This window comes from Spirochaetota bacterium, from assembly GCA_030154445.1.
GTDB lineage: Bacteria > Spirochaetota > Brevinematia > Brevinematales > Brevinemataceae > Brevinema_A.
Genome location: JAGUQW010000005.1, coordinates 15,093 through 40,400, shown reverse-complemented (window position 1 = coordinate 40,400; position 25,308 = coordinate 15,093). Strand labels below are relative to the sequence as shown.

Annotated in this window: 23 protein-coding genes and 2 tRNA genes; 22 read left to right on the top strand and 3 right to left on the bottom strand. The window is 32.1% G+C overall.

Annotated elements, in window-relative coordinates; all coding sequences use genetic code 11:
- Both KFW21_03240 and KFW21_03235 read right to left on the bottom strand, forming a co-directional pair.
- A partial coding sequence (locus KFW21_03240) for a hypothetical protein (protein MDK2818447.1) occupies positions 1-501 on the bottom strand: 501 nt, incomplete at its 3' end.
- An 85-nt stretch (positions 502-586) separates the two neighbouring features.
- Positions 587-1,276: a ComF family protein gene (locus tag KFW21_03235; protein MDK2818446.1), complete on the bottom strand. Its 690-nt coding sequence runs from the start codon at positions 1,274-1,276 to the stop codon at positions 587-589.
- 118 nt (positions 1,277-1,394) lie between these two features.
- Here KFW21_03235 and KFW21_03230 point away from each other — a divergent pair, with 118 nt between their 5' ends.
- The 5 genes from KFW21_03230 to KFW21_03210 all read left to right on the top strand — a co-directional run bounded on the left by KFW21_03230 (position 1,395) and on the right by KFW21_03210 (position 7,047).
- Positions 1,395-2,729 (top strand): hypothetical protein, encoded by a 1,335-nt coding sequence (locus tag KFW21_03230; GenBank protein ID MDK2818445.1) that lies wholly within the window; start codon positions 1,395-1,397, stop codon positions 2,727-2,729.
- A 44-nt stretch (positions 2,730-2,773) separates the two neighbouring features.
- Positions 2,774-4,114, top strand: coding sequence for a TldD/PmbA family protein (locus tag KFW21_03225; protein ID MDK2818444.1), 1,341 nt, complete (start codon positions 2,774-2,776; stop codon positions 4,112-4,114).
- A 42-nt stretch (positions 4,115-4,156) separates the two neighbouring features.
- Positions 4,157-5,860: a hypothetical protein gene (locus tag KFW21_03220; protein ID MDK2818443.1), complete on the top strand. Its 1,704-nt coding sequence runs from the start codon at positions 4,157-4,159 to the stop codon at positions 5,858-5,860.
- Between the two features lie 115 nt (positions 5,861-5,975).
- The gene (locus KFW21_03215) at positions 5,976-6,551 is read left to right on the top strand and encodes a hypothetical protein (protein MDK2818442.1); all 576 of its coding nucleotides are present in this window, start codon (positions 5,976-5,978) and stop codon (positions 6,549-6,551) included.
- Positions 6,502-7,047, top strand: coding sequence for a 5-formyltetrahydrofolate cyclo-ligase (locus tag KFW21_03210; GenBank protein ID MDK2818441.1), 546 nt, complete (start codon positions 6,502-6,504; stop codon positions 7,045-7,047). The genes KFW21_03215 and KFW21_03210 overlap by 50 nt, the downstream gene beginning before the upstream one ends.
- Here the strand turns inward: KFW21_03210 and KFW21_03205 are convergent.
- Positions 7,032-7,637, bottom strand: a complete 606-nt coding sequence (locus KFW21_03205; protein ID MDK2818440.1) for a hypothetical protein — start codon at positions 7,635-7,637, stop codon at positions 7,032-7,034. The two genes, KFW21_03210 and KFW21_03205, sit on opposite strands and share 16 nt — an antisense overlap.
- Before the next feature lie 190 nt (positions 7,638-7,827).
- On the opposite strand from KFW21_03205, the gene KFW21_03200 reads away from it, so the two are divergent.
- The 17 genes from KFW21_03200 to rpsJ all read left to right on the top strand — a co-directional run bounded on the left by KFW21_03200 (position 7,828) and on the right by rpsJ (position 25,293).
- Positions 7,828-7,900 (top strand) — tRNA-Thr (locus KFW21_03200).
- Positions 7,901-7,923: 23 nt separating this feature from the next.
- Positions 7,924-8,079 carry a 50S ribosomal protein L33 gene (gene rpmG, locus KFW21_03195; GenBank protein ID MDK2818439.1) on the top strand — a complete coding sequence of 52 codons (156 nt, stop codon included), beginning with the start codon at positions 7,924-7,926 and terminating at the stop codon, positions 8,077-8,079.
- Positions 8,080-8,091: 12 nt separating this feature from the next.
- Positions 8,092-8,164: transfer RNA gene (locus KFW21_03190), tRNA-Trp, on the top strand.
- A gap of 48 nt (positions 8,165-8,212) precedes the next feature.
- On the top strand, positions 8,213-8,395 hold the full coding sequence (gene secE / locus KFW21_03185; GenBank protein ID MDK2818438.1) for a preprotein translocase subunit SecE: 183 nt from the start codon (positions 8,213-8,215) through the stop codon (positions 8,393-8,395).
- Complete coding sequence (gene nusG, locus KFW21_03180) at positions 8,395-8,964, top strand: transcription termination/antitermination factor NusG (GenBank protein ID MDK2818437.1); 570 nt, start codon at positions 8,395-8,397, stop codon at positions 8,962-8,964. The genes secE and nusG overlap by 1 nt, the downstream gene beginning before the upstream one ends.
- A 77-nt stretch (positions 8,965-9,041) precedes the next feature.
- Positions 9,042-9,476, top strand: a complete 435-nt coding sequence (rplK, locus tag KFW21_03175; GenBank protein MDK2818436.1) for a 50S ribosomal protein L11 — start codon at positions 9,042-9,044, stop codon at positions 9,474-9,476.
- Between the two features lies 1 nt (position 9,477).
- On the top strand, positions 9,478-10,191 hold the full coding sequence (gene rplA / locus KFW21_03170) for a 50S ribosomal protein L1 (protein MDK2818435.1): 714 nt from the start codon (positions 9,478-9,480) through the stop codon (positions 10,189-10,191).
- Between the two features lie 10 nt (positions 10,192-10,201).
- The gene (locus tag KFW21_03165) at positions 10,202-10,693 is read left to right on the top strand and encodes a 50S ribosomal protein L10 (protein ID MDK2818434.1); all 492 of its coding nucleotides are present in this window, start codon (positions 10,202-10,204) and stop codon (positions 10,691-10,693) included.
- 89 nt (positions 10,694-10,782) lie between these two features.
- A complete protein-coding gene (gene rplL, locus KFW21_03160; GenBank protein ID MDK2818433.1) occupies positions 10,783-11,154 on the top strand; it encodes a 50S ribosomal protein L7/L12 in 372 nt (123 codons plus the stop codon).
- A gap of 175 nt (positions 11,155-11,329) precedes the next feature.
- Complete coding sequence (gene rpoB, locus KFW21_03155) at positions 11,330-14,863, top strand: DNA-directed RNA polymerase subunit beta (protein ID MDK2818432.1); 3,534 nt, start codon at positions 11,330-11,332, stop codon at positions 14,861-14,863.
- Positions 14,864-14,929: 66 nt separating this feature from the next.
- On the top strand, positions 14,930-19,045 hold the full coding sequence (rpoC, locus tag KFW21_03150) for a DNA-directed RNA polymerase subunit beta' (protein ID MDK2818431.1): 4,116 nt from the start codon (positions 14,930-14,932) through the stop codon (positions 19,043-19,045).
- Between the two features lie 212 nt (positions 19,046-19,257).
- Positions 19,258-20,151 carry an acyltransferase gene (locus KFW21_03145; GenBank protein MDK2818430.1) on the top strand — a complete coding sequence of 298 codons (894 nt, stop codon included), beginning with the start codon at positions 19,258-19,260 and terminating at the stop codon, positions 20,149-20,151.
- A 452-nt stretch (positions 20,152-20,603) separates the two neighbouring features.
- On the top strand, positions 20,604-20,978 hold the full coding sequence (gene rpsL / locus KFW21_03140; protein MDK2818429.1) for a 30S ribosomal protein S12: 375 nt from the start codon (positions 20,604-20,606) through the stop codon (positions 20,976-20,978).
- Between the two features lie 161 nt (positions 20,979-21,139).
- On the top strand, positions 21,140-21,613 hold the full coding sequence (gene rpsG, locus KFW21_03135) for a 30S ribosomal protein S7 (GenBank protein MDK2818428.1): 474 nt from the start codon (positions 21,140-21,142) through the stop codon (positions 21,611-21,613).
- 15 nt (positions 21,614-21,628) lie between these two features.
- A complete protein-coding gene (fusA, locus tag KFW21_03130) occupies positions 21,629-23,695 on the top strand; it encodes an elongation factor G (protein ID MDK2818427.1) in 2,067 nt (688 codons plus the stop codon).
- 96 nt (positions 23,696-23,791) lie between these two features.
- Positions 23,792-24,970 carry an elongation factor Tu gene (gene tuf / locus KFW21_03125; protein ID MDK2818426.1) on the top strand — a complete coding sequence of 393 codons (1,179 nt, stop codon included), beginning with the start codon at positions 23,792-23,794 and terminating at the stop codon, positions 24,968-24,970.
- A gap of 20 nt (positions 24,971-24,990) precedes the next feature.
- Positions 24,991-25,293 (top strand): 30S ribosomal protein S10, encoded by a 303-nt coding sequence (rpsJ, locus tag KFW21_03120; GenBank protein MDK2818425.1) that lies wholly within the window; start codon positions 24,991-24,993, stop codon positions 25,291-25,293.
- The last annotated feature ends 15 nt before the right edge of the window (positions 25,294-25,308 follow it).

The window sequence follows — 25,308 nt, the reverse complement described above, 5'->3', positions numbered from 1 at the left end:
ATCGAAGTCGGTGTCATCATTATCGAGAGGATTATCGAAGTCAGAGTTATCATTGTCAAGAGGATTATCGAAGTCGGTGTCATCATTATCGAGAGGATTATCGAAGTCGGTGTCATCATTATCGAGAGGATTATCGAAGTCAGAGTTATCATTGTCAAGAGGATTATCGAAGTCAGAGTCATCGTCAATAGAATTTTCTGTATTGATATCCTCAGGAGGATTATCAAAGGAAAGATCAAGAGGTTTGTCTAGTTGAGTAAGAACATCCAAAATATTATCTGGAACACTTGAAGCAGAGGTTTCTTCTGTGATAGGGTCAGTATTTGTTGTAATATCATCTACAGAATTATCGGGCTCTTTGTTACTATCAAAATTTTGAATAAATGTTTTTACTTTTTGTAAAATATTTGCAGGCATAGGAGGAATTTCTGCAAATTCATTAGAGCGCTTGGGAGTATCAATATCGTTAGAATAAGTATCAAATATTTTGTTAAAATCCATAAGGTCTATGTTACCTACAAATAATTCTTTTAATATATATTTTCGGTATTTTTGAAAAATAATATATATATAACAATAATTTTATTTAGCTTCTAAAAAAACATAAAATGTCAAAATACATAAGATTATGGTATTGTAAAGCTAGTGACGCCTGAGTAATCGTAGAACCTGTAGTGAACACATCATCTACAATTACAATTTTTTTAGCAGTATTTATTTTTTCAGCTTGAAATATCATTGCAGCTGTTGGTTGCAATCTTTCTTGTCTTTTTAAATGTTTGGTTGTAAATGTTTGGTTTTTAGATAATGATTCTGAAAATTCAAGATCTAATTTTTGTATAATTCTTGTTACAGGATTATAGCCTAATCGTTTGTATGTTGGAATACTACAAGGAGTGATAATAAAATGATAATCTTTAAAAAGCGATATATGTGGTTTTATTAATGCAACAAGATCATGTTCTGCTAAAGATGAATCTTTGAATTTGTATAGATGCAATAATTGTTTGATATGATTGTTTTTATAAGAATATATAGTATGTATATTCTGCCAAAGCGGTGATTTGTTAAAACAATTTTGACAAATATCTTTTTCTATCCAAGTGCTATGACACAAAGGACAAATATTTTTCAACGTTTTCATTACTGTCAATGAATCAATACACTTTGGACAGATATGGTAGTATGGCTCTGTATCTTTGGATTTACAAGAAATACAATGTTGATTAATAATGATTTTTTTGATATAATTAATCATAAATTGCCCTGCTAACATCAAATATACTGATATTATACAATATATTTTCTTTATAGTCTAAAAATAAGCCATTTCTTTTATATTAATTAAATACAATATATACCGATAATATAATATTATGTTTTAGGAGAAATAGATGAATACACGCCATATAGTCGTATTTGGAATATTTTTTGTATTTCATAGTGTGAATTATGCAACAGTAACTTTTGAACAAATCAAAAATCGACAGATAGTACAATTTGAATTAGTAGATATTATGTTAGATTTATCAGAGCAACAAAATATTGACTTATTAACTACATGGATAGAATTAAGCCCGAAATCTTTTCATAAGCTAAATTTTTCTAAAGCTTATTTAGATGCTGCTAATAGAATAATGATACGAAATCTTACAAATCAATCGTTAGTGTTATATATTAAATCTTATCAATCTATAGACAAAGAAACAGCTATTAAAGTCGAAGCAGCTTACAAAGCTTCATTTTTTTTATATGCTCAGAAAAAACGCTCTGAAGCTTTATTTTATATCAATAGATCAATAGAAGAATTAGCCAAACTTAAGGGAAATCATATTCTTTCTAAAGATATATTTTATCTCAAAAGAAGAGTAGTGTGGCGTTATTTTTCTCGATTAGAATTCTTGCCAGATAATGCTATTAGTGCTTTAGAGTTTGATGGTGATGACGTGTGGATAGGAATGTGGTCAGGAGCTGTGGCTCGTTTTAGTAGATCGATGTTTCAACTAGATATTTTTAATGCTCGTAATACCAAACTACCTTCTAATTATGTAAGAGATATCTTAGTACAAAATAACAAAGTATGGATAGCGACACATTCTGGCTTAGGGTATTATGATAAATCAGATTCTCAATGGCATAGTGTTCCAGCAATGAAAAATAACAAATTAAAAACAATTTCTCATGATGGTTTTTATTACTATGTATCAACTTTATTTAAAGGGGTATTTCGTAGTAAAGATGGTATTAGTTGGGAAAATATTATTCCTTATCATAGTGTTTTAGATATATTACATGTTGATGGAGATTTATATATAGCAACACCAGAGCAGGGAGTGTTGGTATACAGAAATGGAAAAACAGAATCTTTTTTACCAAAAATATCAGCTAAAACTATTATTAGAGATACAGATCCTGATATTTTATGGATAGGTACTTATGGACAAGGCTTGTTGAAGATTCATAAAACAACAGGGAAAATACTCAAAGAATATAGAAAAACAGAAATAAAATCTGATTATATAGAAAGTCTATTATTAATGGATGACAAACTTTGGGTAGGAACATTAAGTTCTGGGGTAAGCATTTTTGATATGAAAAAGAAAAAATGGACTTATTTTGGATTAAGTGATGGACTTCCAGGATTGGATATTACAACAATTACAAGAGAAAATGATCATATATGGTTTGGAACATTAGCAGGTGGAATAGGAATATACTTGTTTCAATAATAAAAAATAATGCTAACATATTCATTAATTTCCAGGGAGGAGTAGTGATCAATCGTATATACAAACATGAAAATACAGTGAAAAAAGCAGTTCAAGATTCTGTACAAAAAATACACAAGGGTGATGTTGTTGGTCAAGTTTCCTATTCACAGTCCTTGGCATTTGATTTTGATAAATTACATTCTATAGATGATGTTTCCTATTCTGCTGTGTATTGTCGACTTTTTGATGATGGTAAAGTCGGGAATGCTTGTGTTAACAATCCTGATCATACAGATATAATGATAAAAAATGCCAAAGAATCAGCGATTTTTGGAGAATCTCTGGATATAGAGCTTCCTGATAATAATAATTATAATACCATAAATTGGCTTTACAGTGATAAAAATATACAGTATAATAAAAGTGAATTAAAAGATATTTCTGGTGAATTATTAAGTGAAATTAAAAAATTTGCACCACAAGCCAAAGTCTCTACAGGAGCACAAAATAATTGTTCTCAATTATTTTTAAATAATACTAGCGGTTTTGTGGGAGAATACGAAACTTCTTCGTTATCAATTTATGGTGGATTGTTTGAATTAGCTGATGATGAGTCTTTTTTGGAAATGTATGAATCTCAAACTTTTTATGATGATAATTATGATTTTACTTTTATTTTGACAGAATTAAAACAACGATTGGAAAGATCAAGACAAGCATCTATTTTGAAAAAAACAGGAAAAATGCCCGTTATTTTCGCACCATCCTCTGTCGATATGTTATTATCTCCTATAGAAATAGCTATAAATGGGAAGACACTATACAAAGAATTATCTTTATTTGCCAATAGAGTCGATGAGCAGATGTTTGATAAAAAGTTTACTTTTATTGATGATCCGTATTATCATCATGGAGGTGCATCAGCACCTTTTGATGATGAAGGAACGATAGGAGCAAAATTAAATATTATTGAAAAGGGTATATTTAAAAATTTTATTTATGATTGTACAATTGCAAAAAAAATGAATACCAAAACAACTGGTCATGCTTCTAGAAGTTCTTTAGCATTGCCTACTCCAGCATTATCCAATAGAATTTTAGGAATAGGTGACTCGTCTTTAGAAGAGATGATCGCTTCTGTTGATTATGGATTGATGTTGATTATGTCTTTAGGTGAGGGGCAATCTAATATGATGGCAGGAGATTTTTCTGTATTAGCTGAAACAGCATATTTAATTGAGAATGGTCAACTCAAAGGTAAAGTGAAAGATATTATGCTTTCAGGGAATGTTTTTGAATTATTAAAAAATATTCCTATGTTAGAAAATAAAATCCATAAAGAAAATTCATTATTCACACCACATATTTTATTAGATGGTGTTATGATCTCAAAAAACATATAAAAGAAAATAAAAGTATAAATATACTAATATTATGGGAAAAAAATGAAAGAACAAAATAAATCAGATAAGATCAAATCAAGATTAAATATTACAGATATGGATGGTGATGTAAAAAAAGACCTATTTAAAAAATTCCAATCTGTTGGTGGAAAAGTTGTTTCAATGGATCATAATACTTTTAATTCAAATCAAAATCCAAATCTGAATTCTAGTAAACCAAATAAATTGCAGGATATTGTGAAAATTGAAGAACATAATATAAGACCTAATAGAGAAAGTTCAAATCCTTTTAGTAGTACACAAGCTCAAGTTAGTATGTCTAAAGGTACAACACAAAAAAAATCTCAAAAAGGAAAGAAGCAAGTTTCCAATTTTCATGTTTTCTTAGTGCGTTTGACATGCACATTTGCAAATATTTTTAATTTTAGAGCAACAATTTTTTCTCAAAAATTTACAGATATGACTTTAAAAAAAGTTTATGTAGATGTATCTGTTTTAAAAGTTATATTAGACCCTGTTTTTAAAACAACAACAAAAGAATCTTTAGATTTCCGAGAGTATATAGCTCAACAACAGTTACTTTATGAATATGAATTAGCGTATCATACTTATCATATGCTTGATGATCAATGGTTTGAAGATTTAAAAAACACGATGCCTGCATCTGTAAATAAATCTGAAACATATTTGAAATTAATATATAGTCGCTTATATACTTTTTATACTTATTACAAATATATGCAAATGGCAGTTCATTTGATAGCAGAACAATATGAAATTTTTTTCAAGCAAAAAATTAACCTTAGTTATACAAGAAAAAAAATAGATGATGTTTTTTTCTTAATATGGATAGAGTGGTATATTTGGCTTGAAGAATTAGTTAATTACTATTTAGTAAGATACAACAATAAGAAAACACCACAAACATTGGAAGAATTTTTGAATCTTACTTCAAATTCTATTGTAAAAATAGGTCAATTGAGTACTGAGTTAAAAATATTTTATGAACAGAAAGGTTTTCTAGATGTACCTGAAGAGGATGAGAGTAATGAATTGGGAATATTTCCATCAGAAATTGTTAAAAACGGGTCAATGTTTATTGCAGAAAGAATTGATTTTAAGCAGTATTTAACATCTTTTGAAGATACAAAAGATCTACGCTCTCTCTTTTCTCCAACAGATCAGTTGTTTTATGCTTATGTATTGGTGGATTATTTTGATAAAGAGTATAACCTATGGAATGAGATGAATTTTTATGTTGTTCCTGGTGGTAAAACAGGACGCTTTGATGCTAAAAAAGAAATCAAAATGTTAACTAATCAATTACATAAATTTTATGAGTTAGTAAATGATTATTTACGTTTATTACGAACGATAGTAATAGTAGAGAATGTTAAAGGTGAAAAAAAATATAGTGACAAACAAGAAAAAGAATTATCTCGTAATTCATTTATGGTAAGACAGAATCTTTTATCGGTATTTGAACAATTTGATATTTTGTTAACACAAATTATTACTTCTGAAGGCACCTCTAAAGAAATGGTTGGTAATTGGAATGAAATACTTTTGGATGCTATAAGTGCAGAATCTAAAATATTGTACAGAAAAACTGTAAAAGAAATATTCAAATCTGCACAGGAATATATTGCTGCTGTTGTGTGGTTACTAAAACATTCTGATTTATCAGGCTTAAATGGAAAAGTGACAGAAATGCAAGTTTTACCAAATATAATAATGAATAAATAATATAAAATCAATTAAAGGGGCTCTAATATATTATCAGTATTAAGGAATATTAAGAATTTTATTAAAATTGTTAATATTATACCTAAAAATTCTAAATAATATTTAAGAGGAAAATATGATTCTTATAGAATATATGAATATCATCTCTGAAGATTCTAACTTTATCGTGTGTTTTCAAACTTCAGAAGGTGCTTTTTATCAAAAAATAACAAACAAATTTGTACAAGAGCTATGTAATGAATTAAAAAATGAATATAGTATTTACAATTATAATGAAGATACAAATCAAAATTTTTGTATTTTATCTAAAGATAATAGACAGATGAAAGCTATATTACACACTTTAGAATCAAATGATTATGATACATGGGAAGAAGGTTTACTCTATGCATTGAAAAATAATATACCAATCTTTTTGGATAAATCATTATTAATACTTGATTACGCTGTAGATACAGAGCATGAGTTATTAGTATCGGAGTTAATTGATCAAGCTGAGCAATTTCAAAAATCTATTCAGATTAAAAATGTTATTCAAGATATGATTTTAGCTGTGGATGAAGAAAGATATGAAGATGCTGCAGTACTCAAAGAAAAATTTGAATGTCATACGGATGAATATAATGTTAATGGATTGACTAATGAACAAAAATCAACTAAGATCAACATTTCTCAATCAACGTATATCTAAAAATAATAATACTATTATTGATGCCAAACAGCAAATTTCTTTGTTATCTAGGAATTTTTTAGTAACAAATTCTGTAGTAGCGTTTTATTATCCTATCAAAAATGAATTGGATTTAACACTTTTGTGGGAATATGCTTGGGCTAACAATATTCAAGTATTATTACCCAAAGTAATTTCTTCTACAAAAATGATTTTTTGTTTTTTTAATACTTATGATGATCTCAAACAGGGAAAATTTGATATTTTAGAACCTATGACTTTAGAATATAGGGGAGTAATAGATGTTATTTTTGTACCTGGTTTGGCTTTTGATAAACAAGGTGTTCGATTGGGTTATGGAATGGGTTTTTATGATAGATTTTTCTGTAAAACATCACCTATCTTAAAAATAGGAGTATGTTATGAAGAAGATATGTTGGATGTATTACCTAAAGATAAGTATGATATTTCTATGGATGTAATACTAACAAACAAAAAAATTTATAAGCTTTGTTGATACAAAAAACTGATCAAATAATAACGACTTAGACCATCTAATTGATAGAATAATCCTTGATTTAATTTTTTTAGATGTACTTTTAGATCTGTTTCTTGAGAAAAAAGTATATAATCGTCAAAAATATGAGAAATATTCTTGGATGAGCTTGATAGAGATATCAAAAAAGGATACTGTTGAGATGTTGAAAACCCTGGACTAAGATAGTTCGGGGTTTCTGCTGTTATGACACAATTCGTAAAGCTTAGTTTTTCTATAGCTTTTGTGTTGATATTTTTTACTAATAAAAATGAAGATTCTTCTCCTAAAAACAAATTACACTCTTCTTGTAATTCTCTAATTAATGCACTTTCTATAGATAAATCGAATTTTTCTATTTTCCCCATAGGTATTTCTAGCGTAATCTTATCAATAATAGGTCTATATTGTTCTATAAAAATACCGTATTGATTGTCAATGTTGATAAATACAGAGATGAAAGGTGGTCTTTCTATTAATAAATAATCTTTGGATATTTTGTTTTTAGTGTGAGATAATATTTTTATATTAGGAAAATCAGGTATATCTTGTGGGGTAAAACTTCTAATCATGGAACACTCTTTATAAATATATATAATAATAATATATTTTTTATTTTAATTATATAATAAAAAATATCTAAACACAAGTATTGTAATGCAAGTGCAGTACTGTGAATTTTTTTTTAAAATGATTGACATTTTAGTGAAAATCATGTATAATTTTTACCAAAGTCTATTCTTGTAGATTAATTTTAAGAATGCCCACATAGCTCAGTCGGTAGAGCACTTCCATGGTAAGGAAGGGGTCATCGGTTCAATTCCGATTGTGGGCTAGTACTTAATAAAGGAGCTTATTATGTCATTAATTGTTACATTAGAATGTGAAAGTTGCGCAGAGCGTAATTATACAACAACTAAAACGAAAAAAATGGTTCAAGAGAGAACAAAACTTGAACTCAAAAAGTATTGTTCTCGTGAACGTAAGCATACAATTCACAAAGAAATAAAGTAATTTTATATATCTAGGGTAGTAGCTCCAATGGTAGAGCAACGGTCTCCAAAACCGTGTGTTGTGGGTTCGAGTCCCCCCTACCCTGAGTTTTCACTTGAGTTAATGTGCGATAAAAATAGATGTAAGGTGTAATATGGCAAACATTGTAGAGATGATTAAAGGTTCTTTCGAAGAACTACGCAAGGTTACTTGGCCAACAAAAGATGAAGTTGTGCGTGCTACTATTGCCACATGTATTTTTGTGGTGATTTTCTCAGGAATTTTATTTGGAGTTGACGTGATATCACGTTTAGGGCTTCAAGAGTTGATGAAGTAATGGCGAGAGGTTGGTTTGTAATTCAGGTTCAAACAGGATTTGAAAATAAAGTTCATTCTCGTTTGCTTGAAAAAAAGAATGGAGGCACGCTTAGAGATGTGCTTATTGATGTGCGTGTTCCAGAAGAAGATATTATTGTTGAAAAAAGAAATAAAAAAGTTATTCAGAAACAAAAAATGTATCCAGGTTATGTGTTAGCAGAATTAGATCTTCCTGAAGATGAAATGGCTTGGAAATCTGTTTATGCCGATATTAGAAATATTGGTGGTGTGGGGATGTTTTTGACAGCTGGTGGTGGAAATAGAAAACCTGCGCCACTTAGTTTTGAAGAAGTTAGAAATATTTTTGAAAAAACAGGCGACATAGCTAATAAAGGTTATGAATCTAATATTAATAGTATTTGGGAAATTGGTGAAAAAGTTCGTATTAATGATGGTGCTTTCAAAGATTTTGATGGTGTTGTTGGTGAAATTTATGGTGAAAAAGGCACACTTGTGATCTCTGTAGAGATGTTTGGTCGTATGACACCTGTTGAATTAGAATATAAACAAGTAACAAAAATAAACTAAATTTTTTTGTAATTAGTATAGGAGCTTCTACTATTATCTAATTATAAAAAAATGAGATAAATCTGGGAGTTTTATATATGGCAGCCCCTAATGCTAAAGTCACTAGTGTTGTTAAACTTCAAATTCCAGCTGGGCAGGCAAATCCTGCTCCTCCTGTTGGTACCGCTTTAGGACCAAAGGGAATTAAGTTGATGGATTTTTGTACTCAGTTTAATAATGCTACAAAGGATAAAGGTGGGTTTGTAATACCTGTTGAAGTTACTATCTATGCAGATAGAACTTTTTCATTCGTATTAAAAACCCCCCCAGCGTCAAATCTTATCCTTAAAGAGCTTGGAATTCCGAAAGGGTCTTCTGAGCCTAATAAAAACAAAGTTGGCACTCTTACAAAAGAACAAGTACGTAAGATTGCTGAACTTAAAATGCCTGATTTGAATGCATTCACAATAGAAGCAGCAATGCGTGTTATTGAAGGAACTGCAAGAAATATGGGCGTTGAGACGGAGGCTTAATATGGGTACACTTATTCATAACGGTGTCCGTTATAAAGGAACAAAACGTCAATTAGAAAATATTACAAAGTTTGATTTACTTCAAACTTATAATTTGGAAGATGCGACAAAAATGATAAAAGAACTTGCTAATGCAAAATTTGATGAGACTATTGAATTACATTACAATCTTAATATTAAGCAAAAACATAGTATTCGCGATACTTTAGTAATGCCTCATAATGTTGGTAAAGAAGTAAAAGTTCTTGTTTTTGCTGAAGGTGAGCATGCTACAAGTGCGAAAACTGCTGGAGCAGATTTTATTGGTTCAGATGATCTTATTCAAAAAATCAAAGGTGGTTGGTTTGATTTTGATGCTGTTGTAGCAACACCTGATATGATGCCTCGTTTGGCAGTTGTTGCATCTGGTTTAGGTAGACGCAAATTAATGCCTTCTCCTAAAACAGGAAATGTAACGCTAGAAATCGATCGTGTTGTTAAAGAATTTAAAGCTGGTAAAATCGAAATTCGTGGAGATAAAACTGGTAACTTTCATATTGTTGTTGGTAAAGGTTCTAAAACAGAGCAAGAATTGACTGAAAATATCTTAGCTGTTCATCAATTGATTATAAGAAATAAACCAAGTGATTTGAAAGGTGAATACATTAAGTCATTATCACTCACTTCTACAATGGGTCCTTCTATAAGTATTGATTATAAAAAAGTGACAGTGTAGGAGAAAAATAATGTTAAAAAAAGCAGATAAAATTGAATTAACAAAAGTTCTTGTTAAAGATATTGCTGAAGCTGATGGTTTTGCGGTTTGTTCTTTTCAGGGATTGTCTGTAGCTAATATGAATGATCTTCGTAGAAAATTATTTGCAGTCAATTCAAAAGCTCAAGTTATAAAAAATCGTCTTCTAAAACATGCTTTGCATGAAAATAAAATCACAAGTATGGATGATCATCTTAAAGAATCAACTATGATTGTCCTTGGAAAAGAAGATGCAATGGCTACTCTTAGAGTATTAGGTAATTTTGCAAAAGAAAATCAATTTTTTGGATTTAAAGCTGGTGTCGTAGCAAAAACTGAATATGCTCAAGCGGAAATCATTGAACTTTCAAAACTACCAGGTCGTATTGAGATTATCGCTATGATCGCTGGTGGAATGAATTCTGTGATTTCAATGTTCAATGGAACTTTAGAAGCTCTTGCGAATAAAAAAGAACAGGCTTAATAATAATAAATTACCTTTTAACTAAAAGATGTGATTTTAGTGTAATACCCCATAGAAAGTTGAAACTTTCTACATCATAGGAGAAAAAAATGGCTGATAACGTAACTAAAGTATTTGATTTAATTAAAGATCTAACTGTTCTTGAATTAAATGACCTTCGTAAAAAAATTGAAGTTGAATTTGATGTGCAAGCAACTGTAGCAGCTGCACCAGCAGCTGGAGCTGGAGATGCTGGAGATGCAGCATCTACAACTGTATCTGTATTTGTTACAGATCCTGGCACAAGCAAGATCGAAGTTATAAAAGCTATCCGTGAACTCACAGGTCTTGGACTTAAAGAAGCTAAAGAAATGGCTGAAAGTAAAGGAGCTACTCCTCTTAAAGCTGATATTGAACAAGCTGAAGCTGATCAAATTGCAGAAAAACTTAAAGCTGCAGGTGCTGTAGTAGAAATTAAATAATATTGTTTTATTTTTTCTAATAGCATACTATTTACTTTATTATTGATACTAAATTATCATATTATATACATACCCCTATCATTTGATGGGGGTATGTATACGTTTTTATTTATAAAATTTGTGAGTGATTCACAACCTAAAGATGATTAAAGTCTTTTGGTAATATTAAAATTATATGGAGAATGTTATGGCGCCAATCATCAAGCGTGTTTCCTTTGCTGAATTTCAAACTCAAACGGAAGCTCCCGATTTATTAGCAATACAGCTAGAATCTTTTGCGGAATTTTTACAAGAGGGTGTTGCATCTAATAAAAGGGAACTAAAAGGTCTTGAAGGTGTTTTTAGATCTGTTTTTCCTATTGAAAGTACAGATGGAAATATAGTTATTGAATATGTTCACTATGATATTGGTGAACTCAAATATTCTCAAGATGAAGCTTTTGATAAAAATCTCACATATAGTGCACCTATCAAAGTTATTTTTCGTCTCATAGATCGTAAAACTGGAGAGATCAAAGAAAAAGATATCTACATAGGTGATTTTCCTATTATGACAGATCGGGGCACTTTTATTATTAATGGAGCTGAGCGTGTTGTTGTGAATCAAATTTACAAATCTCCAGGTGTTTTATTCAGTGCTAAAAACAAAGAGTTTGCTGCTAAAATTGTTCCTGAAAAAGGTTCTTGGTTAGAATTTTTAGTTGATAGTAAAAAAGATCTTATGTATGTTCGTATAGATTCTCGTCGTAAAGTTCTTGTAACTACATTACTTCTTTCTTTGGGTATGACTGTAGAAGATATCGTAGCACGCTTCTTTGAAATGACAGATGTTTCTCTTAACTCTGATTCTGAAGCTATTTCCAAGTTAGTTGGACAATATGTTGGTGAAACAATTCTTGATGATGAAAATAAACCTATTGTTTCAGCGATGGACAAACTTTTTCCTAATACAGTCAATCAACTATTTCAAAAAGGGATTGCGTCTCTTAAAATTATTAACAGTGATTCTTTACTCAAAAATAGAGCTCTTGTAAATACGCTTGAAAAAGATGACACAAAAGATAATATCCAAAAAGCAGTGAAAAAAATCTATAGTATTTTGCATCCAGGTGAAGCAGCTCCTTTTGATGTGATTGTTCGTGATCTTAATAATATGTTCTTTAATAATCGTTATTATGATCTTGGTGAAGTTGGTCGATACAAATTAGTGATGAAATTATATCAAGAACTTGACAAGCAAGATAGAGATGCTCTTCTAGAATCATTTACTCTTTCTTTTGAAGATATTTCTGCAACTCTTAATCATTTGATTGCTGTTTCTAATGAGGAAGCTCCAATTGATGATGTGGATCATTTGGGTAATCGTCGTGTTCGTAGTGTTAGTGAACTTATTGTTGATGCTATTAGTGTTGCTTTTATCACTGTTGAAAAATCTATTTATGAAAAATTATCTACAAGAGATATAGAAGATTTGTCTCCTCAAAATATTATTAATGTCAAACCAATTATGTCTTCTATTAATGATTTCTTTGGAATGAGTCAATTATCTCAGTTTATGGATCAAATCAATCCTATTTCAGAACTTACTCACAAACGCCGTCTTTCAGCTTTAGGCCCTGGTGGTCTTTCGAGAGATAGAGCTGGTTTTGAAGTTCGTGATGTTCACTATACTCATTATGGTCGAGTATGTCCTATCGAAACTCCCGAAGGTCCAAATATTGGACTTATTGTATCACTTTCTATTTTTGCAAAAGTAAATCATTATGGATTTCTTGAAACACCTTATTTAGTTGTAAAAGATAGTCAAGTTACCAAAGAAATTGTATATCTTTCTGCTAATGAAGAAGAAAATATGTATATTGCTCCTGTGAATGTGGAAATGAGTAAAACTTTCAAAATCACTGAGGAATTTCCTCGGGTGCGTTACAAAGGTGAATATGAGTTAGTTCCTGCTAGTAAAATTCAATTGATGGATGTATCTGCATTACAATTATTATCTGTATCTGCTGCTTTAATTCCATTTGTTGAAAATGATGATGCCAACCGTGCTCTTATGGGATCGAATATGCAACGCCAAGCGATGCCTCTTCTTAGAGGGAATTCTCCTATTGTTGGAACTGGTATGGAATATTTGGTAGCGAGAGATTCTCGTGCCGCTATCCTTGCTAAAGAAGATGGGGAAATCATAAAAGTTGATTCTAAAAATATAGAACTTAAAACCAAATCAGGTACTAAGGCTTATAAACTTTCTAAATTTAGAAGAACCAATCAAGATACAAGTTTTAACCAAAAACCTATTGTTAATGTTGGGGAAAAAGTTATTAAAGGGCAAGTTATTGCAGATGGATTTGGTACAGACCAAGGTGAATTAGCGTTAGGTAAAAATGCTGTTGTTGCTTTTATGCCTTGGAATGGATATAACTATGAAGATGCGGTTCTGATGTCTGAAAGACTCATCAAAGAGGATGATTTCACTTCTATTTACACTACCGTATTCGAATGCCCTGCTCTTGAAACAAAACAAGGTCCAGAAGAAATTACTAGAGAAATCCCAAATATCGGTGAAGAAGCACTTCGTAATTTAGATGAAGATGGTATTATCCGTGTTGGTGCTTATGTCAAACCTGGGGATATTCTTGTTGGTAAAGTAACTCCAAAAGGAGAGCCTACAGAAACTCCTGAATTTAGATTGTTACATGCGATCTTTGGTGAAAAAGCTAAAGATGTTCGTGATACATCTCAGCGTGTACCTCATGGTGAAGACGGTGTAGTAGTTGATGTTAAAATATTTACTATCAAAAACGGAGATGAATTATCTCCTGGTGTCTTGAAGCTTATCAAAGTTTATCTTGCTAAAAAACGAAAAATCAAACCTGGTGATAAAATTGCAGGTCGTCATGGAAACAAAGGGGTTGTCTCTAGAGTTATGCGTGAAGAAGATATGCCATTTCTTCCAGATGGTACTCCAGTAGATGTTGTTTTAAATCCTCTAGGTGTTCCATCTCGTATGAACCTTGGACAATTGTTCGAAACATATCTTGGTATGGCTGGATTGAAACTTGGTGTCAAATATCAATGTGCTGCTTTTCAAGGTGCTTCTTTAGATCAAATTGATGAACAAACAGATTTTGCTAATAATAAAATATTAGAAGATCTGATTGAAGAGCGTACCAAATACGGAGAAACAAAAGAAGAAATTGAAAAATATTGGGAAGAAGTAAAACTGACCAAAACTGGAAAATACAAACTTCGTGATGGACGCACTGGGGAATACTTCCAAAAACAAGTGTTTGTTGGTGTTATGTATGTTCTCAAACTCAATCACATGGTTGATGATAAATTACATGCTCGTTCTGTTGGCCCATACTCACTTGTTACCCAGCAACCACTTCGTGGTAAAGCTAACTTTGGTGGTCAGCGTTTAGGAGAAATGGAAGTTTGGGCATTAGAAGCTTATGGTGTTGCTAATTTACTTCAAGAGATGATGACAGTGAAATCAGATGATACTGATGGACGGATTCGTGTTTATGAAGGAATTATCAAAGGTAAAAGAGTTTCTTCACCAAGTATTCCAGAATCTTTTAATGTTCTTATACAAGAACTTAGAGGACTTGCGCTTGATATTCAAGTGTATGATAAATCGGGTAAATGTGTTCCATTAAACGAAAAAGAAAAAGAAATGCTCGATATGAGAGTACATCTCATTTAGTGTTGTTATGAAACGACAAGACTATTAAATATAAAGAGTTTCAAACTCTTAGAGAGGATACGAAGTATGAAAGAAAAGCAAGGCTTCGGTGCTATTTCCGTTAATCTAGCAAGTTCTGAACTAGTGAGATCTTTATCTCATGGTGAAGTATTAAAACCAGAAACAATAAATTATAGAACATTAAGAGCTGAAAAAGATGGACTCTTTTGTGAGCGTATTTTTGGGCCAACAAAAGATTATGAATGTTCTTGTGGCAAATTCAGATCTATTCGTTACAAAGGAATCGTGTGTGATCGTTGTGGTGTAGAAGTTACAGAGGCTAAAGTTCGTCGTTATAGAACAGGTCATATAGAACTTGTTGCTCCTATCGCTCATATTTGGTATTATAGAATTATTCCTTCAAAAATTGCTATTCTATTAGATGTTGCGCCTAGTCATATTCAAAGCATTTTATATTTTGAAAAATATATTGTGATTGATCCCGGTGAAACAGATCTAAAACCTAACCAAGTGTTGACCGATGAAGAATATGATGAATATCGTGATCGTTATAAAGAAGCTTTCACTGCAGGTTCAGGAGCAGGTTCAGTTCGTCAAATCCTTAGAAATATTGATTTGGATGGATTAGCTGATGAACTTCGTTCTACTAATGAATATCAAAATAAAAGTGACAAAAAAATTATTAAAAGATTGGAACTTATTGAAGATCTTAGAAAATCAAAAAACAAACCTGAATGGATTATTTTAGATGCTATTCCTGTGTTACCACCGGATTTGCGTCCTATGGTTCCACTAGATGGTGGTCGTTTTGCAACTTCTGATATTAATGATCTTTATCGTCGTTTGATTAATAGAAATAATAGACTTAAAAAACTAAAATCAGTTAATGCACCAGATATTATTATCAAAAATGAAATGAGAATGGTACAAGATGCAGCAGACTCTTTATTTGATAATTCACGCCGTGCACATCCTGTTACAGGTGGTGGTGATAGACCATTAAAATCTCTATCTGATATTCTCAAAGGTAAGCAAGGTCGTTTTAGACAAAATTTACTAGGAAAGCGTGTTGACTATTCTGGGCGTTCTGTAATTATTGTTGGACCTAGTTTGAAATTACATCAATGTGGACTTCCAAAACAAATGGCTCTTGAATTATTTAAACCATTTGTGATGAGAGAGCTTGTCGAAAAAGAATTTGTGTCAAATATTAAAGCAGCTAAACATTTAATAGAAATTGAACATGAAAAAGTTTGGGAAATTCTTGAAAATGTAGCTAGTCATCATCCTGTTCTTCTTAATCGTGCACCTACACTCCATCGTCTAGGAATTCAAGCATTTGAACCTATTCTTGTTGAAGAAAAAGCAATACAATTACATCCTCTTGTGTGTCATGCTTATAATGCTGACTTTGATGGAGACCAAATGGCGGTACATGTACCGATTTCTCCAGAAGCTCAAATTGAAGCATGGTTGTTAATGCTCTCTAGTAGAAATTTACTCAACCCTGCGAATGGTCACCCTGTAGTATATCCAACACAGGATATGGTATTAGGAATTTATCATTTAACAAAACCAAAACTACACAAACCTGAAAGAATCAAAAAATTTGATTCTTACTCAGAATTGTTATTTGCTGTAGATTCGAAAATATTTGCTTATGAAGATTGGATACAATTCAAAATTGAAGGTGAATGGGTAGAAACTACTCCTGGTCGTGTAATATTTAATGAAGTTATTCCTAAAAAATTAGGATTTATCAATGAAACACTTACTTCTAAGCGTGTAGAAAAATTACTTGCAGCTTGTTATCGTATCTATGGTATTAAAGAAACTGCTTATTTAGCAGATGATTTGAAAACTTTAGGGTATGGACATGCTACCAAATTAGGGGTAACTATTTCTCTTACTGATATTAAAATACCACAAGAAAAATATGGTATTGTTGAAAAAGCTGAAAAAGAAGTGCAAAAAATTGAAGACAACGCGCGTCGTGGTTTGATTACTTATGCTGAGAAATATAACCAAGTATTAGATATTTGGGCACAAGCCAACGATAGAATTAAAAAGCTTGTGGAATCTCGTTTGCATGAAGATGAAGATGGATTCAATGCTCTTTATGTTATGATGGACTCTGGTGCTCGTGGTAGTAGAGAACAAATCCGTCAACTTTCAGGTATGCGTGGATTGATGGCTAAACCTTCTGGAGAAATTCTAGAAATGGCTATTCGTTCCAACTTTAAAGAAGGGCTTTCTGTACTTGAATATTTTATCTCAAGTCATGGTGCTCGTAAGGGTCTTGCTGATACAGCACTTAAAACAGCCGATGCAGGTTATTTGACTCGGAAACTAGTTGATATTTCTCAAGATGTTGTTATTACAACACATGATTGTGAAACACTTCGTTATATGGAATTGGAAACAGTTAGAAACGGAGAAGAAATTAAAAAAACTTTAGCAGATCGTTGTTTAGGTCGTGTATCTGCTGTTGATGTATTTGATCCTCGTAATGGTAATTTGATTGTTGAAGCAAATGAAATTATTGATGAAGACGCAGTAAGAATGATCGATGAAGCTGATATTGACAAACTTCGTATTCGTTCTGTACTTACTTGTGAAGCTCCTCAAGGTGTTTGTGGAAAATGTTATGGTTGGGATCTTTCTCAATTAAAAAGTGTTAATATCGGAGAAGCTGTTGGTATTATTGCAGCAGAATCTATTGGACAACCTGGAACACAATTAACAATGCGTACTTTCCATATTGGTGGTACAGCACAAGCTACATCAGAAGATAATAAACTAGCACTTTCTTATGATGCTTTTTTACTATCTGTTCCTGAAAGTGTTGTTCAAAAACAAACAGAAAATGGAATTGAAAACATTATTTCTCGTAAAGGTGTCGTAGAAGTTCAAAAAGTACTTTTACAAATCTCTATTGATGAATTACAAAATCCAGCAGATGTTGACAAATTGAACAACAAAGAAATTGCAGCAGAACATACGGTAGCTATTCGTAAAACTGGTGAAGAAATTCGTTTTGGACGGCGTGTTGTTATTAAAAAGGTTAATGATTCATTATTAGCTCTTGAATCACAACGATATGCTTATCCAATTCGTGTTGGTTCTACTTTATTAGTAAAAGCTGGTATTATGATAGCTAGAGGAACTTCTATTGTAGAATTTGATCCTTATAACGAACTTTATATTTGTGAATTTGAAGGTATTATTAAATATTTTGAAAAAGAAACAGATGGTGTTATAGAAAAAGACAAATCTATTCTATTAGTTGTTGATGATGAAGATAATGAATTAGAAAGATTTATGATTATTTCTGGAGTTTCATTAGCTGTTGAAGAAGGTAGTCGTGTAAAACCTGGTGCTACTGTTGCTCGTCGTCCTATGGCAAAGCGTAGAACAAAGGATATTATTGGTGGGCTTCCAAGGGTTACTGAACTATTTGAATCTCGTCAACCTAAAAATGTTGCTGTTATTGCTCTTTGTGAAGGTATCGTTGAAAGTATTGTTCAGAAAAAAGGTAAATATACTATTAATGTTCAGGCTTTTAATGGAAGAATATTTAGTCATTTTGTAGTTGCTGGTAAAAATATTTATGTTCGTATTGGAGATAGAGTAGAAGCTGGAGAGCCATTGTGTGATGGTATTGTAAGTCCGCATGATATTTTAAGAGTATTAGGGCAAAATGCTGTTGAGCAATTCCTTCTTGAAGAAATACAAGATGTTTATGGATTACAAGGGGTGGAAATCAACGAAAAGCATATTTCTATTATTATTCGTCAAATGCTTCGTAAAGTTGAAATTACTGATCCTGGTGATACAGAGTTTATTACAGGTCAAATTGTAGATAGACATCTTTTTGAAAAAGAAAACAATAATGTGTGTGCTCAAGGTGGACAGGCTTCAAAAGCTAGACCTATCCTAATGGGACTAACAAAAGCTGCTCTTGTTACAGAAAGTTTCTTATCAGCTGCTTCATTCCAAGAAACACCAAAAGTTCTTTCTGGAGCTGCTTTAAGAGGTGCTGTAGATACCTTGCAAGGATTAAAAGAAAATCTTGTTATTGGACAATTGATCCCTGCTGGTACTGGTATCAAACATTATGATTCCTTAAAAATCATAGGTAAGAGAAAACCAGTATTACAAGTAGATGAATCTGCTAAATAAATCAATGATATAAAAAAACACCCTTAGAGAAATCTGAGGGTGTTTTTATAGAGATAAATATAAATACAGGATAATCATATGGGAATATTTAGATTGTTTTTAAGTTTAGTAGTGGTTCGATCTCATATGGCTTCTTTTAGTTTTATGGATGGTATGATGAATTCAATAATGTCAGTACAATCTTTTTTATAGTTTCAGGGTTTTATACATCAATGATTTTAAAAACGAAGTATAGTAGTATGAGATCTTTTTGGATAAATAGAATATTACGCTTATATCCTATTTATCTATTAATAATATGTTTAATATTATTAATAGATCCAAACAATTTTGGAAAAATTTTTTTAGATAGTAGTTATAGTGTGTTAACTCGCTTATATGTATTTATATATAATATATTTATGATAGGTTCAGATTGGAGTTTATGGTTAGAAATCACTCCTGAAAAAACTTTGGATTTTGTTATGAATTTTCGAGATTCGTTACATTCTATATATCTGAAGCATTCGTTACTGATGGTAGCTTGGACTATAAGCCTAGAAATTTATTTTTATACTATAGCACCATTTTTAATCAAATATCCTAAAAAAATATTAGTATTATTAATAATATTATCATTATCTTTACGATTTTTGTTTTTATACCCATTAGGATTTATTTATGATCCCTATACCTATCGATTTTTTCCAACAGAATTAGTTTTCTTTATTTTGGGTATGTTTTCCTATTATTATGCTGAACAATTTTTAAAATTTGGTTGGATTGCATTAACAAATGTTATTATATTAGCATTCTTTATAAGAAAAATCCCTATTGATTTTCGTGTTTTAAAATTAATATATTTCATTTCATTAACCATAGCTATTCCTTTTTTATTCAAACTTTTCAAAAATAATGTTATAGATAGAAAAATAGGAGATTTATCCTATGGTATCTATTTAATTCACCCACTGATAATATCGAAATTATCTTTTTTGAATTTATCAAGTGGATCTTATTTTGGATTAGTAGTTGTGGTTTCAATGATGGCTGCATCTGTTTTGAATATTATTACTAGTCCTATTGAAATAATACGACAAAAATTAGCGAAAGATCAAAACAAATAAAAATTGCTTAGATTCCTATAAAATCTTTTTTATTTCAAGTAATTTCATTTTCATCAATTTAAAACTTTATTAAAGGATTGACAATCTCATTAGATTTAATCTATAATAACATGAGCTGCTTTTTTAAGTAGTGAATCAATCTATTTTGATAGATCAATATAATTTTCATAATGGTGGGAAGACCTTATGAAAATCTTTCAAAGATATATTCTGGCACTGTCTATTGAAAGTAATTTTAAGATTTAATTCTTGAAAATAAAAACTAAATACCAGAAAAGTGTGACTTACTTGTTAGAGAGATTATTGCAATAAGATATTTTTTGGCGTGTTATTTCTTGGAGATAGCTTGACAAAAGTATTTTTTTATGCTACAATATTAGGATCTATTGAATAGATCATTGTTAATTTATATAAAAAGTGTAATAGCTTAATTTAAGAAAGAGGTTTGCTCGATGCCTACTATTAACCAGTTAGTAAGATTTGGTCGTAAGACAGTTGAGAAAAAAACAAAATCTCCTGCTCTTAAGTCCAATCCTCAGAGAAGAGGTGTTTGTACTCGTGTAACAACGATGACACCAAAAAAGCCTAACTCCGCTCTTCGTAAGATTGCTCGTGTGCGTCTTACAACAGGTGTTGAGGTAACTGCTTATATTCCAGGTATTGGACACAACTTGCAAGAACACTCAGTTGTTCTTATCCGTGGTGGTCGTGTAAAAGACTTACCGGGTGTGCGTTATCATATCATTCGTGGTACACTTGATTCAATGGGTGTTGATAATCGTAAGCAAGGTCGTTCAAAATATGGATCTAAGCGTCCTAAGAATTAGGATTTTTAATTCAATATTAGATTTAGGTCTAACAGTCTAGTGAAAAGCTAGAACATAACTATGTTAATTATAACTCTGAGTAAATGGTGTTTGTGTTACTTAAAATAATGAACGCTGTTGAAGCAGTTTGCTAGTTAGCGAATAACAGAAGGGGTCTTTATATGCCAAGAAAAAAAGCTAAGGGTCATTTTCGTCCTTTGTCTCCAGATGCAAAACACAATAGTGTTTTGGTTACCAAACTTGTCAATCGTGTCATGTTAGATGGTAAAAAAAGTTTGGCTACTGCTATTGTATATTCTGCAATGGATTTTTTAGCTGAAAAAACAGAAGTTCCAGCATTAGAAGCTTTTGAAACGGTATTAAATAATATTAAACCCCCAGTAGAGGTTAAATCAAGGCGTGTTGGTGGGGCTACTTATCAAGTACCTATAGATGTTCGTGCTGAGCGTCAATTAGCGTTAGCGCTTAGATGGCTTGTAGATTATGCAAGAAAACGGCGGGAACACTCTATGAGTGAAAAATTGGGTAAAGAATTAGTGGACGCGTTTAATAATAGTGGTTCTACTATTAAAAAACGTACTGATACACTTAAAATGGCTGAAGCTAACCGTGCTTTTGCTCATTATAAGTGGTAGTAAGAGGTTATAAAAATGGCTGAGAAAAAGTTTGCCAAAGACAAATTAAGAAACATAGGTATTGCAGCTCATATTGATGCTGGTAAAACAACTATTACAGAAAGAATTTTATTTTTTACAGGTAAAACACATAAGATTGGGGAAACTCATGAGGGTGCTTCTGAGATGGATTGGATGGAGCAGGAAAAAGAGAGGGGAATTACAATAACCTCTGCTGCAACAACTTGTTATTGGGATGATATTAAGATAAATATCATTGATACACCAGGTCACGTTGATTTTACTGCTGAAGTTGAGCGTTCTTTGCGTGTGTTAGATGGAGCTGTAGCTGTATTTGATGTATCTGCTGGAGTTGAGCCTCAATCAGAAACAGTTTGGAGACAGGCGAATAAATATAATGTTCCACGTGTGGCGTTCATGAATAAAATGGACAAAATGGGTGCAGATTTTATGATGTCGATTGATTCAATGCAACAAAAATTAGGTGTCAAGGGGACTCCTGTTCAATTACCTATTGGGTCTGAGGACAATTTCCAAGGTGTTGTAGATCTTGTAGAAATGAGGGCTTTACTTTGGGAAGATAAGGAAGATAATCTTGAGTATACAATCGCTGAGATTCCTGAAAACATGAAAGAAGATGCTGAAATTTGGCATCATAATCTTGTGGAAGTTATTGCTGATTCAAATGATAATACAATGAATAAATTTCTCGAAGGTGAGGATTTTTCTGCAGAAGAAATTAAAGCTGGTATTAGATCTATGACTATCGATGGGAAGATGTATCCAATATTTTGTGGAGCGGCACTTAAAAATAAAGGAATCCAACCTTTATTAGATGGTGTTCGTGACTATCTTCCTGCACCAACTGATATCCCTCCTATGATTGGAATTACCCCTGAAGGTACTGAACAAATCAGAAAACCTGAAGATAAAGAACCTTTATCAATGCTTGCCTTTAAAGTTATGGTTGATCCTTATATTGGAAAATTAGTTTTTGCTCGTATTTATTCTGGAGTTCTTGAAAAGGGTTCTTATGTTTATAATGTAAACAAAGATAACAAAGAAAGAATCTCTCGTATCATGCGTATGCATGCTAATAAAAGAGAAGAAGTGGATTTTGCAAGTGCTGGAGATATTATTGGTATTGCTGGTATGAAAGATACTAGTACAGGTGATAGTATCACAGCATTGGATGCTCCATTATTTTTAGAAGCGATTGATTTTCCAGAACCAGTTATTGCTGTTGCTGTAGAACCAAAAACTAAAGAGGATATGGACAAACTTGGTGAAAGTCTTCGTAAATTACAAGACGAAGATCCAACATTCCGAGTTTCTTCTAATGAAGAGACGGGTCAAACTATTATCTCTGGTATGGGAGAGCTTCATTTAGAAATTGTTTGTGATAGACTTAAAAGAGAACATAAGGTTGAAGTTAATATTGGTAAACCTCAAGTTGCTTACAGAGAAACAATCACAGGTAGTGCTATTGAAGATTTTAAATATGCAAAACAATCTGGTGGTAAGGGACAATATGGTCACGTTGTGATTGAGGTTGAACCTTCTGAACTTGGAGCTGGTTTTGTATTCGTTGATGATATCAAAGGTGGAAAAATTCCAAAAGAGTATATTCCTGCTGTTGAAAAAGGTTGTCGTGAAGCATTAGCAAGTGGTGTATTGGCTGGTTTTCCAGTAGTGGATATCAAAGTTCGTTTGTATGAGGGTTCATATCATGATGTTGACTCTTCAGAACTAGCATTTAAACTTGCTGGGTCTATGGCTATAAAAGCAGCAATGAATAAAGCTAAACCTATTATTCTTGAACCAATGATGAAAGTTATTGCTGTTGCTCCAGATGGATATGAAGGATCTGTGATGGGAGACCTTTCAGGTCGTCGTGCTAAGATAACAGGTACTGAATCAAAACATGGAGCAAAAGAAATAGAATGTTTTGTTCCTCTTGGAGAAATGTTTGGTTATGCAACAGATATTCGTTCTATGACTCAAGGTCGTGGAACATATTCAATGGAATTTGCTCATTATGAACCACTTCCTAAAGGATTTTGGGACGATATTAAAAAATAATACCTAAACAAATGAATAATTAAAGCTATTTTCTTAAAAATATTATTAATAAATAGCATAAAAATAAAATACACGCCAATAGGCTGGAGGATTTGAATGGCTACATTTGATCGTTCTTTACCACATTTAAATGTGGGGACACTTGGTCACGTTGACCATGGTAAGACAACTCTTACCTCTGCTATCACAACTTACCTTGCATCAAAAGGTCAAGCTGACGCAAAAAAATATGAAGATATCGATGGAGCTCCAGAAGAGAAAGCTCGTGGTATCACGATTAATACAGCTCATGTTGAGTATTCTTCTACAAAACGTCACTATGCTCACGTTGACTGTCCTGGACACGCGGATTATATTAAAAATATGATCACAGGTGCTGCTCAAATGGACGGAGCGGTTTTAGTTATTGCAGCTACAGATGGTGTGATGGCTCAGACTCGTGAACATGTACTTTTGGCTCGCCAGGTTAATGTTCCTGCAATTATGGTTTTTATCAATAAAGTTGATATGATCGATGCTGAAGATGCAGAACTTATTGATCTTGTTGAAATGGATGTTCGTGAGTTATTAAGTGCTTACAAATTTCCTGGAGATGATGTTCCTGTTATTCGTGGATCTGCTCGTGGAGCTTTAGAAAGTGGAAAAACAGAATGTATTGAAGAACTAGTAAATGCAATGGATACATTCTTTGAAGATCCTGTTCGTGAATTGGACAAACCTTTCTTGATGCCTGTTGAAGATGTATTCTCAATTTCTGGTCGCGGTACTGTTGTAACTGGGCGTATCGAACGTGGTATAGTTAAAGTGCAAGACGAAATTGAAATTATTGGTTACGAAGATACAAAAAAATCAGTATGTACTGGTGTAGAGATGTTTCGTAAACAACTCGATAGAGGAGAAGCTGGAGATAACGCAGGTATATTATTACGTGGTGTTGACAAAGAAGCTGTTCGTCGTGGAATGGTTCTTGCTAAACCTAAATCAATTACACCTCATAAAACTTTTAATGCTGAAGTCTATGTGCTTAAAGCAGAAGAGGGTGGGAGAAAAACTCCTTTCCATAAAGGATATAGACCACAATTTTATATTAGAACTGCTGATGTTACAGGTAATATTGTAGACATCAAAGGTGCTGACATGGTTATGCCTGGTGATAATATTCAGATGACAATAGAACTTATCGTTCCAATAGCTGTTGAAAACGGAATGCGTTTTGCTATTCGTGAAGGTGGGCGTACTGTTGGAGCTGGTGTTGTAACTGAGATCGTGGAATAATAAAAAAGAGGTTTCACATCGTGAACAGAATCAGAGTGAGATTAAAAGCTTACGAAACAGCGTTGATTGAACAATCTGCTGCTTCTATAGTTGAATCTGTGAAAAGTAAAGGTGGTAGGATCGCTGGTCCTATCCATCTTCCAACTCACATTAAAAAATATACTGTATTGAGTTCTCCTCATGTAGACAAAAATGCTAGAGAGCAATTTGAAGTGCGTACGCACAAAAGATTGATTGATATTTTTGAACCTACTACGGATCTCATAAATGCTTTATCTGAACTTCAATTACCAGCAGGTGTTGAAGTAGAAATAAAGCAATAAGTAATTTAGAGGATA